This window comes from Bacillus atrophaeus (genome assembly GCF_039519175.1).
Lineage (GTDB): Bacteria > Bacillota > Bacilli > Bacillales > Bacillaceae > Bacillus > Bacillus atrophaeus.
In genome coordinates this window covers 1,052,095-1,067,031 of the sequence record NZ_CP154443.1, presented here as the reverse complement: position 1 = coordinate 1,067,031, position 14,937 = coordinate 1,052,095, and the positions used below count along the sequence as shown (strand labels likewise).

Annotated in this window: 9 protein-coding genes and 1 pseudogene; 9 read left to right on the top strand and 1 reads right to left on the bottom strand. The window is 41.5% G+C overall.

Annotated features, from left to right (window positions below; genetic code table 11):
- Positions 1-2 precede the first annotated feature (2 nt).
- The 4 genes and pseudogenes from AAHT65_RS05520 to AAHT65_RS05505 form a co-directional block, all read left to right on the top strand.
- Complete coding sequence (locus AAHT65_RS05520) at positions 3-1,412, top strand: 6-phospho-beta-glucosidase (RefSeq protein WP_343311101.1); 1,410 nt, start codon at positions 3-5, stop codon at positions 1,410-1,412.
- A 102-nt stretch (positions 1,413-1,514) separates the two neighbouring features.
- The gene (locus tag AAHT65_RS05515) at positions 1,515-1,961 is read left to right on the top strand and encodes a universal stress protein (RefSeq protein ID WP_343311100.1); all 447 of its coding nucleotides are present in this window, start codon (positions 1,515-1,517) and stop codon (positions 1,959-1,961) included.
- A gap of 659 nt (positions 1,962-2,620) precedes the next feature.
- Positions 2,621-2,917, top strand: a complete 297-nt coding sequence (locus AAHT65_RS05510; RefSeq protein ID WP_343311099.1) for a hypothetical protein — start codon at positions 2,621-2,623, stop codon at positions 2,915-2,917.
- A gap of 99 nt (positions 2,918-3,016) precedes the next feature.
- Positions 3,017-3,196: pseudogene (locus tag AAHT65_RS05505) on the top strand (EamA family transporter); the annotation flags it as partial.
- A 236-nt stretch (positions 3,197-3,432) separates the two neighbouring features.
- Here AAHT65_RS05505 and AAHT65_RS05500 read toward each other — a convergent pair.
- Positions 3,433-4,164: a 2OG-Fe dioxygenase family protein gene (locus AAHT65_RS05500; RefSeq protein WP_343311098.1), complete on the bottom strand. Its 732-nt coding sequence runs from the start codon at positions 4,162-4,164 to the stop codon at positions 3,433-3,435.
- Between the two features lie 172 nt (positions 4,165-4,336).
- Here AAHT65_RS05500 and AAHT65_RS05495 point away from each other — a divergent pair, with 172 nt between their 5' ends.
- The 5 genes from AAHT65_RS05495 (at position 4,337) to AAHT65_RS05475 (ending at position 14,933) form a co-directional block, all read left to right on the top strand.
- The gene (locus tag AAHT65_RS05495; protein WP_277714119.1) at positions 4,337-5,080 is read left to right on the top strand and encodes an SDR family NAD(P)-dependent oxidoreductase; all 744 of its coding nucleotides are present in this window, start codon (positions 4,337-4,339) and stop codon (positions 5,078-5,080) included.
- A 66-nt stretch (positions 5,081-5,146) separates the two neighbouring features.
- Entirely contained in the window at positions 5,147-6,076 is a 930-nt protein-coding gene (locus AAHT65_RS05490) for a DMT family transporter (RefSeq protein WP_061668979.1), read from the top strand.
- A gap of 170 nt (positions 6,077-6,246) precedes the next feature.
- Positions 6,247-7,329, top strand: a complete 1,083-nt coding sequence (locus AAHT65_RS05485; RefSeq protein WP_343311506.1) for a pectate lyase — start codon at positions 6,247-6,249, stop codon at positions 7,327-7,329.
- 198 nt (positions 7,330-7,527) lie between these two features.
- Positions 7,528-14,514, top strand: a complete 6,987-nt coding sequence (locus AAHT65_RS05480; RefSeq protein ID WP_343311097.1) for a DNRLRE domain-containing protein — start codon at positions 7,528-7,530, stop codon at positions 14,512-14,514.
- A gap of 14 nt (positions 14,515-14,528) precedes the next feature.
- Entirely contained in the window at positions 14,529-14,933 is a 405-nt protein-coding gene (locus AAHT65_RS05475) for a hypothetical protein (protein WP_088118289.1), read from the top strand.
- Positions 14,934-14,937: the final 4 nt, after the last annotated feature.

The following is a 14,937-nucleotide window of genomic DNA, read 5'->3' as shown; positions in this document are numbered from 1 at the left end:
ACATGAGTGCACATGAAAAAAGATTTCCAGAAGGATTTTTATGGGGCGGCGCAGTTGCCGCCAACCAAGTTGAGGGAGCCTATAACCAAGGCGGCAAGGGACTTTCCACGGCGGACGTCTCACCAAACGGCATCATGTCCCCGTTTGATGAATCTAAGGATGCGTTAAACCTTTATCATGCCGGCATTGATTTTTACCATCGCTATAAAGAGGATATCGCTTTATTCGCTGAGATGGGTTTTAAAGCTTTCCGCACTTCCATTGCCTGGACAAGAATTTTTCCAAACGGTGATGAAGAAGAACCAAATGAAGAAGGACTGCAATTTTACGACAATGTCTTTGATGAACTGAAAAAACACAATATCGAACCTGTCATCACCATTTCTCACTATGAAATGCCGCTTGGCCTTGTGAAAAACTACGGCGGCTGGAAAAACCGTAAAGTGGTTGAGTTTTATGAGCGCTATGCCCGAACGGTTTTGAATCGTTATAAAGACAAAGTGAAGTATTGGATGACGTTTAATGAAATCAACGTTGTGCTTCATGCTCCGTTCACAGGCGGCGGTCTTGTGTTTCAAGAAGGAGAAAATAAGAAAAACGCAATGTACCAAGCGGCTCACCACCAATTCGTGGCAAGCGCGCTGGCGGTTAAGGCGGGACATGAAATTATATCTGATTCACAAATCGGCTGTATGATTGCCGCCACAACAACCTATCCGATGACGCCAAAGCCGGAGGATGTGCTGGCTGCGCTTGAAAAGGAAAGAAGCACACTTTTCTTCTCAGACGTACAAGCAAGAGGTGCTTACCCAGGCTATATGAAACGCTTCTTTAAAGAGAATGATATTTCAATAGAGATGCATCCCGGGGATGAGAAGCTTCTGAAGGAACATACGGTTGATTATATCGGCTTCAGCTATTACATGTCCATGACAGCAAGCACCGACCCTGAGGATCTTGCGAAATCAGGGGGCAATCTGCTGGGCGGCGTGAAAAATCCATATCTCAAATCATCAGAATGGGGCTGGCAGATTGACCCGAAAGGACTCAGAATTACGCTGAATACGTTATATGACCGTTACCAAAAACCGCTTTTCATCGTTGAAAACGGACTGGGCGCTGTTGATCAGATCGAAGAAGACGGCACGATTCAGGATGACTACCGAATCAACTATTTGCGCGATCATTTAATGGAAGCGAAAGAAGCCATCGCAGACGGCGTGGAATTAATCGGTTATACGTCATGGGGCCCAATTGATCTGATCAGTGCCTCAACCGCTGAGATGAAAAAACGGTACGGCTATATCTATGTCGATCGTGACAATGACGGAAATGGCACATGTAAGCGAATCAAAAAGAAGAGCTTCAGCTGGTATCAGCAGGTGATCGCAACGAACGGAGAGAGTCTCTGACAACTTTATGAAAAAACATACACGGCAATTGACAATAACAGACAGCAGGCGGACAATAAAGGAGAAAGATGAACCACCCACTGTCCGAAAGGCGGGAAGCGTATGTTTAACAAAATGTTAGTTGCAATTGACGGGTCAGAAATGAGTGCAAAAGCCCTTGATGCCGCAGTGCATCTGGCAAAAGAACAGCAGGCAGAACTAAGCATCCTTCATGTGGGGAGAGAAGCCGTCGTAGCGACTTCTTCTCTGACCGGGATTGTCTATGTACCAGAACATTTTATTGATGAAATCAGGCAAGAAGTCAAAAAAGAAGGCTTACACATCCTTGAGAACGCAAAAGCGAAATCAGCCGAGAGCGGCGTTCAAGCCGAAATCATCTACGCACAGGGAGAGCCGGCACACGAGATTTTAAATAACGCAAAAGAGAAAGGCGTCAGCCTGATCATCGTCGGAAGCCGGGGCATCAGCGGACTGAAAGAAATGATGCTTGGAAGCGTCAGCCATAAAGTGTCTCAATTATCACCTTGTCCGGTTTTAATTGTTCGTTAGAAAAAAGTGATTGGGTTTAATTGTTAAAATTGAGAAAAACCCGCTTGCAATCTTTAAATTAAGATATCTTATAACCATCGGAAAAGTTTGTATAGAAGGAGTTACCGATTAAAATACAGAAGAGTGGACGTTTTATAATAATTAAACAGGGAAAAACTGTAGAAGTTTATATGAGAAATTAAATCCTAATTAGAGGGAGCTAAGAAGCTCTCTTTTTTTATTTCAAAACTATTTTTCTCTTATGTAAATATATGTATAATAGGCATTAGCAAATATACAGGAGATTCGATATGAAATAATAGTTCGATCTCCAAATATTGATGAACAAAGTTTCCTGAAAACTTTAGATTGGTTAAATTCGGCAAGCACTCTTGGTGATATTGAAGAGGTAGATGATAATCATCCAATTATGAAGTTAATTATGGAAAATGAGCATGAGTTGGAAATCTTTAAGAAGAACAATTATATAAAATAATTAATAAAAGATCCTGAATTATTTGAACAACAAAAACAAACAATAATAAACTTAGTAAAAAGTGTAAAGAAAAATAAACAGTTTTCTTTTTAGACAATCAAACAGAAATAAAAAAACAAGTCGATGCAGAGTTAGGATTTGATTCAAAACAATTTTTAGAAACTATTATAAAGGGTGAAAGAGATTGATAAACTATATTATTGGCGGGATTATATGTTTATTATTCGCCTATTTAATTGGTGTGAAAAAATTATTAGCCCTATTAATAAATTACAATGACTTCACTTTTTTAGGTGATAAGGAAAAGTTATCAAAAAGGATGGGAATTATACTATTTATAATTGGAGTATTCACTATATTTATGCCTTTGTTACTTATGGTTTTTGGCGTTTTAATAAAAAGCATATATATAGCCATAATTATTGCTTTGGTCTTACTGGCATCTTTATTTATTGTAGTTCCATACTTTAAAATCAAATAAATGACTTCATTCGCTATAATATAGTTTAAGGGAAAGAGCTTAGAAGTTATGCACAATCGGCAGTAACAGGTTCTTACCCTTTGAATTCTAGTTATAAATGCAATCATTGTCTTCCTCGACCCCGCTGTCGTGATCGTACTCGACACCGTGTTTACAGGGTTCCGCCCGGATCTTTAACAGACACTCGGCATTGTAATGATCTTTGCGGGTATGGCTTTAACGCTTGTGAGGAGGCAGGGGAAGGCGGATGTAGCTGCTGAAGAAAAGGATTTAGAAGAAGAATTTCAATCACGAAAGAAAACATGTAAAGGCCATAAAGGGCGCTCAGGCTGTCGAGAAACTCTCGACAGCCTTTTTTGAATTTCAACCACACAATATACTGGATTAATTTCACCATTTAACCCGCATATATTGTGTCTTGAGACAATAATAAATAAGAAAATGAGGGTTTCTTTGACATACAACTTCAAAACCCCCACTTTCTCTTTAAGCTGAGCACCTCTCGGGCGCTTTTTTTATCTATTAGAAAATGTAACCAATAATATATCGCGATGTGCGCCATCTTCATTGGCAGTGCCGACTGGTGTTACCGCATGAAAGACTTTTTGCCCGAGAGCGATCGTTTCAAGAGGGTTCGTCAGCCGCAGCACTTTATCAATTTGCTTGACAGACGGAGCAATCAAGTTATCCCCGCCGATGGCATCCTCGCTCAGTTTAAACAAATGGACGAATACAAGCGGTTCATCATCGCGGTGCAGCCAAATGGGAGAACTGTATGACGGCGCGTCAGGTGTCACATGATATCTGATTTGATGGAGCCCGACAATCACTTCTTTCTCCCAATCTACTAAATCGGTTTGGCGGGCAATTTCTACATTTGTATTAATCATATACTGCGTCACTGGATGCAACAGAAACTCATCTGATATTTTCTCGAATTGTCTGACGGTTCCTCCGTCATCATAATTATATTCTTTTGATTGAAAATATCCATTATCGGGGTCTAATTCAAGGGTGTCGGAGTTAGGGGCCAGAATATACCGGGAGTGCGCTCTATAACGGCCTCCTCCTTTAGGATCTGCTTTCAAAGCATCATATGTAGTCTGTAATTCGCGGACTGCGGTGTTTTCCGTTTTCTGCTGGTAGAAATCTGCTGGAATATACGAATAACCGTTTTCCGATAAAAAAGAAGCATAGTTAAAAATGTCGGGTTTTACCTGTTTTTTCACGTCTGAAACCTGAACCATACTGATCTCTCCTTAAAAAGTAGATGATTTTTTCTGCAAAATCCTGTATGATAGAAAATGTGGAAAATAGAGGGTTTAATCTACTTTAAAATATTTGTAATAGATTGTCAAACTATAATTATAGTATTCAGATTATTGCAAATTAACAAAATGGAAAAGGGCAGAATGTAAAATGGCGAAAAAAAAGAATATAATGATTACTGGGGCAAACAGCGGAATCGGCTTTGCGGCGGTGAAGCAATTTCTAGCCGACGGATTTCAGGTTGTTGGAGCAGATATTCATACGAATAAAATGTCAGAATTTATTGTAAACAGCGGCTTTCACATGGAAGAAGCTGACTTGTCTGATGTCCAGCAAGCGGAATCTTTGATACCAAAGCTTGAACAAAGCCAACTGATTCCGGACATCTTAATCAATGCGGCAGGGATAAGGGAAATTACCCCTGTTCTTGAGTTATCAGCAGAATCATTCAAAAAAGTCATAGACATTAATCTGACGGCAGCCTTTATTCTTTCCCGGGATGCGGCAAGGCTGTGGTCTAAGTGTGGAAAACAAGGCTGTATTATCAATATCGCCTCTGTGTCCGGGCTGATGGCAGAGCCTGCGCGGGCTGCCTATGTGTCTTCCAAGCATGCGGTCATCGGACTGACGAAGCAGCTCGCTATGGAATTCGGATCAAAGGGAATCAGGGTGAACAGCATTTCACCGGGGGTCATCCAAACAGAGCTGACGGAAGAGTATTTTCAAGACGATGAAATGGTTCAGCTAATCAAAGATAACCATGCCCTCCATACGTGGGGGCAGCCGAGTGATATCGTTTCCTGTATGAAGTATTTAGCTTCTGATGAGGCGCACTTTATTTCAGGCTCTAACTTTGTTATTGACGGCGGTTGGACGGCGGGCAAGAAACTATAATAAAAGGAAAAGCACCTTGCAGTTGGGGTGCTTTTCCAATACATAACTGGAGGTAGAATACGTTTGATGCAGCAAGATCTCTCAATCACACCAAAACAAAAATCAACAGCCGTGCTGAAAATGGTCATCTCCATGGTGATTTTCGGTTCTATCGGCTTTTTTTCTGAACATACCAATCTGCCATCTTTTGAATTGGTCTTTGTCCGATGCCTGTGCGCAACCCTGTTTTTAGGCGTATGCTGGCTTGTTACGGGGCAGTTTAAAACCGAAAAGTGGAGCAGGAGAGAAGTGATTCAAACGCTGGCCTGCGGCTTCTTCCTCGTGTTTAACTGGGTATTTTTATTTAAATCATTTGAAGAAACGTCCGTAACCATTGCCATTTCCGTTTATCATCTGGCGCCGGTGCTCGTCCTGCTGCTCGGAAGCGTCATCTACCGGGAAAAATTAAATGTGATTTCTGTCAGCTCGATTATCATCTGTTTTTTCGGAACCGCATTAATTTCAGGCATCAATAAGGATATGTCATTCAGCCAGCTGATGGGGTCCGGAATTATTTGGGCGGTGCTTGCCGCGTTATTTTACGCTTTTACGACATTACTTGGGAAGGGCATTAACAATCTCAGTCCCTATGCCACGACCTTTTTGCAAACGGGATTGGGCGTTGTGCTGTTAATTCCATTTATACACTTTGGACTATTTTCTCATCTATCACAAGGTAATTGGACCATGGTGGTATCGACGGGGATTATTCATACCGGGATCGTCTACTTGCTGTTTTTTGACAGCCTGCGGTTTCTGTCCACCAAATTTATTTCGGTTATCGTCTTTCTTGATCCGGCTGTCGCGATTATTTTGGACACCGCGTTCACCGGTTTTCGCCCTGATCTTTTCCAAACACTTGGCATTGTCTTGATTTTTGCCGGAATGGCGCTGACCCTTGTCAAAAAGCAGCGGCCGGCAAAAGCAGAAGCTAAGAAGGCAGAGAGCTCAATATAAAAAAGGTTGCAGCCAGCATGTGATGACAATCTGCTGGCTTTTTTGTGCTGCTTCACATGCAAAAGAGCAGCTCTTACCTTCTATTATCATAATGTAAAATGATACCATTAGATCATGTGATTGAAATGATGTAAATGTATAATTTTTCTTATTATATCATTTTCATAATGATGGAAGGAGTTATTTATGATGACAAAAAAATACATTATCTTACTTTCTTTATATCTGTGGGACTTGCACTTTGTTTGGCCTTCACAAGTTCCGCTCCGCAGCCGGCAAAAGCGGCAGCGAATTACCCCGATGTGATACAGGGACTCACAGGGTTTGCCGGAAACGCAAAAGACCATAATGGCAAGTCGAAATCCGCAGTATCAGGAGGCCAGGGCGGTTCTGTCGTCTACGTCAATAACCTCAACGACTTAAGAACCCATGTCTCAGGCACTGACCGCAAGACAGTCGTCATTACTGGCGATATCTCCTCATCCGGAAAAGCCACTGTGACGGTCGGCGCAAATAAAACCATTGTCGGCTCATACGTCAGCCATAGATTGACCAATATTTATATAACAACAGGCTCTAGCTCGAATAATGTCATTTTCAAAAATCTCATTATCGGACATAGTGCTTCAATTACCGGAAATAACGACATCCCTATGTACATAGCGCATGGGCAAAATTACTGGATTGACCATGTAACCTTTGAAGGGCACAGCTACAATCCCAACAGCCACGATGATTTAGGGAAACTGCTTTATGTAGGGGCAAAAGCTGATTTTGTCACGCTGTCCAACTCTAAATTCACGGACCATCGGTACGGGCTTATCCTCGGCTATCCAAACGATGACAGCCAAGGAAAAAATTATATCGGATACCCCCACATGACGATCGCTAACAACTATTTTAATAACGTCTATGTACGCGCGCCGGGACTCATGAGATACGGCTACTTTCATGCCAAAAATAACTATATGACCAACTTCAACCTAGGCTTCACCATTCACACAAACGCAACCGTATATTCGGAAGCCAACTACTTCGGAAATGGGAACGAAAAAGGCGGAATGATTGATGACTACGGCACGGCGCAATTCAAAGACGTCGGCTCATTCCCGGCCCTCACAGCCCCAAAATCCCCGCTGACCGGCTGGAACCCGAGGACAAACTACAGCTACTCAGCCATGACAGCCCAAAACGCGAAAAACTACGCGCAATCTTATGCAGGCGCACAGAACTCAGCATTGGTTTATCCATAAAATAAGCAAGCCGACACCTTCTGGGGTGTCGGTTTTTTTGTGAGAACTGCAGGTTTCAATAAAGAATGATATTAATGAATATAGGTCTAATAACCCCCTTTCTTTAAATTAACCTTAAATAAATAGAAGAATATTGAATAAATATTTCAATAATATTACTATTATGAAGTTGATATTACAAAGAGAAGGGGAGAAGACATGAAAGCAGGAAAAAGTAAGTGGAAAAGCTGGATAGCAAGCGTCCTGACAGCATCGTTGCTCATTTCGATGATGCCGGTGAATGTTTTTGCGGCAGAAAATACAAATACTGTGCCAACAGCAGATCCGGAAGAATCAACTCTACCAGAACAAACGGAAGAACCGCTGCCATTTGATAAGAATGAGATCAACAAAGATGGCGAGATTCCATCCGAAAGAACTGAAAATACAAAACTTTTTTATGAAGGGGACGGCGTCTACAAACAGGAAGTCTATTTAGATTCTATTCATACTAAAGACACTCCGGATGCCGACTGGGAAGACGTTTCGCCTGAATTGAAAGCCGATTCCAATAAAAAAGTAGAGACGGAAAATACTGTTCTGGATTCGAATTTTCTAAAACAAATGAAAAATGGGCTGTATGCCACTTTTGAATATGATGATCATAAGGTTACATACTCATTGAAAGAAGCCAAAGGCCAAAAACAACCTTCAGTTTCTCCGACAGATACCTCAGCAAATGTGAAAACAGAAAGCAATGAGCTTACGTACCCGAATGTTTATCCGAACATTGACTTACAAACATTCACATTCAATGAAAATATTAAAGAAGATCTTGTGCTTCATAAATATGAAGGATATAACACGTTTACTTTTCAATTGAAAACCGATTTAAAAGCAAAAGAACAAGAAGACGGCTCCATTGAGTTTACTGATGAAAAGGGGAAAATCATTTTCTATGTACCTAAACCCTTTATGACAGATTCGAAACTTGATGAACGATCCGGTGAGGTTAGCCGTTCAGATAACGTCAGTTACAAACTGGAGAAAAATGATGAAGGATACTTGCTTCATCTGACAGCGGACGAGAATTGGCTTAAAGATCCTGAACGGGTATATCCGGTCTCAATTGATCCATCAACTTCTCTATCTGTTTCATCAGATACGTTTGTCATGAGTGCCTACCCGACGACCAACTATTCGGCATCTTCACAGAAATGGGATGCTAATCTGAAGGCCTATGTACTGAAAACGGGTTATTACGACAAAACAACAGGCACAAACTATGCGTTCATGAAATTTAATAATTTAAAACCAATTCAAAATATGACAGTCAGCAAAGCTACATTAAAAACATACGTCGCCCATTCCTATTATGGAACAAAGGCAACCGGTCTTTGGCTGGATACAGTCAATAGCGATTATGATAATGCAAAAGTAACTTGGAACACGAAACCCGCATCTAAAAATATCGGAAAAGCCGACGTCCATAAAGGACAGTGGGCGAGTTACGATGTGACCGCCGCTGTCAAGTCATGGAACTCCGGCGGGTCCAACTATGGATTTAAGCTTCATGCAAACGGAAATGGTAAGGAATACTGGAAAAAACTGATTTCCTCAGCGAACACAAACAATAAGCCTTATATTGAAGTGACATACACCATCCCGAAGGCGAGCACACCTGCTGTTAAAGCATACAATAACGGGAACGGCACTGGTTTTTTCAATATCAGCTGGAAAAAGGCCGAGGGTGCAAAAGGCTATAAGGTATGGATTTATAATGGGAAAGAATATCAAGCGATCTCAGTCGGCAACACGACATCCTGGAGCACAAAAGGGAAAAACATTTGGCCGACAAGTGCAGAAATTTCATCCGGTAAGTACAAGCTTCACCTTGATGGAAAAGGCGGAACTGAATTAGCGCTAGATCCATCTCCAGTGTATAAGAACTCCGGCGGAAGCTATGCCACAAGCAAAAACTATTGGATCGGGGTCAGCGCGATCTTTGATCAGGGAGAAGGAGCGATGTCCGCACCGGCAAAGCCTGTTATCCCTAATGTAGGAAAAGCACAAGCACCGTCAACAAAGGGCTTTAATAATGGGAATGCCACAGGATACTTCGATCTTTCTTGGAAAGCTGTATCAGGTGCAACCGGCTATAAAGTTCAGGTGTTCAATGGGAAAGGCTTTGAGACACTTGATCTCGGAAATCAGACGTCTTGGACCACCAAGGGAAAAAAGATCTGGCCGACAAGTGCAGAAATTAAAGCGGGAAAATATGCTCTCCACCTAAAGGACGGAAATGGAGCAGAGCTGCCGATCAATCCTGGACCAACCTATAAAAACGCCGGAGGAGACGGAGTCAAAAAAAATTACTCGTTTAAATTGATCGCCTATAACAAAGACGGCGAAGCCATTGCATCACCGGCTGCCAACCCGACACTTCCTGATATCGCTAAACCAAAGAACTTATCGGGTTATGTGTATACAAACACAAAATCAAGCCAAACCGGTTATGTGAATTTGATATGGGAAAAGGTTCAAAATGCGAAAGGCTATAAAATTAATATCTATAACGGCAAAGAATATCAGTCCTATGATGTTGGTAACGTGGATCATTGGACAACCCAAAATAAAAACATTTGGCCGACTTCTGAGGAAATAAAAGCCGGAAGCTACAAGCTGCATACAGACGGAAAAGGCCGTGAATTGGCACTTGACCCGTCACCTGTCTATAACAATGCAAATGGAAATTACAAAGGGAAGAAGAATTATTCCTTCACTCTTTCCGCCTATGATGCGAATGGTGAAACGATCCCGACAGCACCCTTTAACCCAACGTTCCATGAAGGCGCAGAATTCCTTGGAACAGAAGAATACTGGTCTATCATTGATATCCCAAGCGGCCAGTTAAATGGTGCGACAGGAAATGTCATTGTGAATGAAGAAGATCTGTCAATTGACGGGCGCGGGCCGGGGCTTGGCTTATCGAGAACCTACAACAGTCTTGACAGCTCCGATCACTTATTTGGACAAGGCTGGTATGCTGATGCAGAAACATCTGTCATCTCGACGGACGGCGGGGCAATGTATATTGATGAAGACGCTACTACACATCGCTTTACTAAAAAAGCCGATGGCACGTATCAGCCGCCGACCGGTGTCTATCTTGAATTAACAGAAACAACTGATCAGTTCATATTAAAAACAAAGGACCAAACAAACGCTTATTTCAATAAAAAAGGCGGCAAGCTTCAAAAGGTAGTGGATGGCCATAACAATGCAACCGTCTACACTTATAATGACAAGAATCAACTGACAGCCATTACAGATGCATCAGGCCGCAAGCTCACATTCACATATGATGAAAATGGCCATGTGACTTCCATCACCGGACCTAAGAATAAGAAAGTAACCTACTCATATGAAAATGATTTGCTGAAGAAAGTCACGGATACAGATGGGACTGTCACAAGCTATGACTATGATGGCGAAGGACGCCTTGTCAAACAGTATTCAGCCAACAGTACCGAAGCAAAGCCTGTCTTTACCGAATATCAGTATAGCGGGCACCGTCTCGATAAAGCGATCAACGCTAAAAAAGAAACATATGTCTATAGCTATGATGCTGATAAAAAGACGCTTCTCATGACACAGCCAAATGGCCGGAAAGTACAGTACGGCTATAATGAAGCCGGAAATCCGATTCAGGTCATTGATGATGCGGAAGGGTTAAAAATTACAACGAATACAAAATACGAAGGCAACAATGTCATAGAAGATGTAGATCCAAACGACGTCGGCACCGGAAAAGCAACGGAAAGCTATCAATATGACAAAGACGGCAACGTTACGTCGGTTAAAGACGCATATGGAACTGAGACATACGAATACAACAAAAACAACGATGTTACAAAGATGAAGGATACTGAGGGGAATGTCACGGATATTGCCTATGACGGACTGGATGCTGTATCCGAAACCGATCAGAGCGGAAAATCATCTTCAGCAGCTGTTTATGATAAATACGGAAATCAGATTCAATCCAGCAAAGATTTATCAGCCTCAACCAATATCCTGAATGATGGAAGCTTTGAAGCACAAAAATCCGGCTGGAATCTGACCGCATCTAAAGACAGCGGCAAAATCTCAGTCATCGCCGATAAAAGCGGGGTTCTTTCCGGATCAAAGGCATTGGAAGTCTTGAGCCAATCAACGTCTGCCGGAACAGATCACGGATATTCGTCAGCAACACAAACAGTTGAGCTGGAGCCGAATACAACCTATACATTAAGCGGGAAAGTCAAAACAGATCTAGCGAAATCAAGAGCCTACTTTAACATTGATTTGCGAGACAAAGATCAAAAACGCATTCAATGGATTCACAATGAATACAGTGCATTAGCAGGAAAAAATGACTGGACAAAACGGCAAATCACTTTTACGACTCCTGCGAATGCAGGAAAAGCTGTTGTGTATATGGAAGTGGATCATAAAGATAAAGATGGCAAAGGAAAAGCATGGTTTGATGAAGTTCAGCTGGAAAAAGGCGAAGTATCGTCAAGCTATAACCCAGTTCAAAACAGCAGTTTCACATCAGCAACGGAAAACTGGAGCGCAAGCGGGGCATCCGTTGATTCTGATGAAGGCTTTAATGATGAAGTATCATTAAAAACTGCCCGGACCAGTGCGTCCCAAGCCGGATCAGTAACAAAACAAACCGTTGTCTTAGGGCAAAGCGCAAACGACAAACCGGTTTATCTCACACTGACAGGCATGTCGAAAGCAAGCAGTGTCAAGTTCACAGATGAAAAAGACTATTCTTTGCAGGCTAATGTCACTTATGCGGACGGCAGCACAGGCGTATACAATGCGAAATTCCCTTCTGGAACACAGGAATGGAACCGCGCAGCTGTTGTTATACCAAAAACAAAGCCGATTAATAAAGTCGATATCAGCATACTGTTCCAAAAGAGCGCGACAGGAACAGCGTGGTTTGATGATATCCGTCTGATTGAAGGAAGCCTTCTAACAAAAAGCACGTATGACAGCAATGGAAACTATGTGACCAAGGAAGAGGACGAACTAGGTTTCTCCACTTCGACTGATTACGATGAAACTGGTAAGAAAACGGCTGAAACGGATGCAAAAGGTGAAAAAACAACCTATACGTATGATCAGGCAGACCAATTGACAAACATGACGCTCTCCAACGGCACGTCTATCCTTCACAGCTATGATAAGGAAGGCAATGAGGTAAGCAAAACCATTCGGGCGGGAGCAGATCAAACCTATCAATACGAATATGATGTCATGGGCAAGCTTGTCAAAACAACTGACCCTCTGGGCAATGTGCTAGCAAGTGAATATGATGCCAACAGCAATCTGACCAAAACCATTTCACCGAATGGCAACGAAGTGTCTCTTTCTTATGATGGAACAGACCGGGTGAAATCAAAATCGTATAACGGTACAGAAAAATACAATTTCACGTATGACAAAAATGGAAATGAAACGTCGGTCATCAATAAAGAGCAGAACACCACAAAGAAACGGACATTTGACAACAAAAACCGCTTAACCGAACTGACAGACCGCGGCGGCAGCCAAACTTGGACATATCCTAGTGACTCCGATAAGCTGAAAACCTTCTCGTGGACTCATGGGGACCAAAAAGGAACGAATCAATTTACGTATAACAAACTGGATCAAATGATTGAGATGAAAGACAGTACATCTTCATATTCATTTGATTATGATGAAAATGGCAATGTCCAAACCTTTATTACGGGCAACGGCGGCGGAACAAGTTTTTCATATGACGAAAGAAACCTTGTAAGCTCGCTGCATATCGGCGACAAAAACGGCGGAAGCATTCTGACGGAAAGCTATGAATACGATGCAAACGGCAATCGTACAACGATAAATAGCTCAGCAAGCGGCAAGGTGCAATATGAGTATGGAAAGCTGAACCAGCTTGTCAAAGAAACCCATGAAGACGGTACTGTCATTGAATACACATATGATGGATTCGGGAACCGGAAAACCGTTACAACTGTAAAAGACGGATCAAGCAAAACGGTGAACGCTTCCTTTAACATCATGAACCAGCTGACAAAAGTCAATGATGAAAGCATGTCTTACGATAAAAACGGCAACCGCACATCTGATGGCAAATTCACATATACGTGGGATGCGGAAGATAACCTGACCGCCGTTACAAAAAAAGGCGAAGACAAGCCGTTCGCGACATATAAGTATGACGAAAAAGGAAACAGAATCCAAAAAACCGTCAACGGAAAAGTCACGAACTACTTCTACGACGGAGACAGCCTGAATGTCTTGTATGAAACTGACGCAGACAACAAGGTCACAAAATCATACACGTACGGTGACAGCGGCCAACTGTTATCCTACACAGAGAATGGCAAGAAATATTTCTATCACTACAACGCACACGGTGACGTCATCGCGATATCAGACAGCACTGGAAAAACCGTTGCCAAATATCAATACGACGCATGGGGAAATCCAACAAAAACCGAAGCAAACGATGAAGTAAAAGACAACCGCTACCGCTACGCAGGCTACCAATACGACGAAGAAACCGGCCTGTACTATCTCATGGCACGCTACTACGAGCCAAGAAACGGCGTGTTCCTATCACTTGACCCAGACCCGGGCAGCGACGGAGATTCATTGGATCAGAATGGGTATGCTTATGGAAATAATAACCCGGTGATGAATGTTGATCCGGACGGGCATTGGGTTTGGCTTGCGATTAATGCTGGATTTGCGGCTTATGATGCTTATAAAGCATATAAGTCTGGAAAGGGCTGGCGAGGTGTTGCTAAAGCTGCAGCATTCGGTTTTGTAGGTGGAGGTAGATTCAAACTTGCCAAAAGAGCCTACAGGAGTATAAGAAATATATATAGGGCAAAGAAAACTAAAAGAATAGCGAAGAAATTTAAATATGATTCCACTGCATATAAACATGCTAAAAATAATAGATATGTTCCTAGGCATCATATAGCTAGTACTATTGTATATGGAAAAAGAAAACGAGATGGTGCTAGAGGGTATAGTGCTTATTATTCGACGATGTATAAGAATGGTAAAAAATATAGTTTTAAAGTCGTTTACAATAAGAGAACCAAGAGAGTAAGACATTATCATTATCAAGACTACTATAAAAAGAAAAGGTGAAGGGGATTGTTATTTTGAATTTGCTTTTAATCGAGATGGAGCCTTACAAACTCTCTATTGAATTAAAAGATTTTAATGAAAAGAGGGAAAATACCAAATTTATCTGCGAAATAAAATATAACTCTCTAAATATATGTTTACTCCTTGAAAATATTTGTTACACTCAATTTGTTTTGAAAATATTTGAAAATGATCTAGTGGAGTTATTAAATGGGAAGATTAATAATTGTATTTTAAAAGATGAAAAAGAAAACTTTACAATTTCAGTTAAAGATTTGAATGAATCTTTTGAAATCGAAATCATTTTAGAAGGGATTCTAGGTAATAGGTTATCTGTTCTTAATTTTAAACAAAAGGCGGATTCTTATTTGGTAAATCTATTAAAAAATAATATTAACGACTTTCTATCTGTTTTTTAAGGAG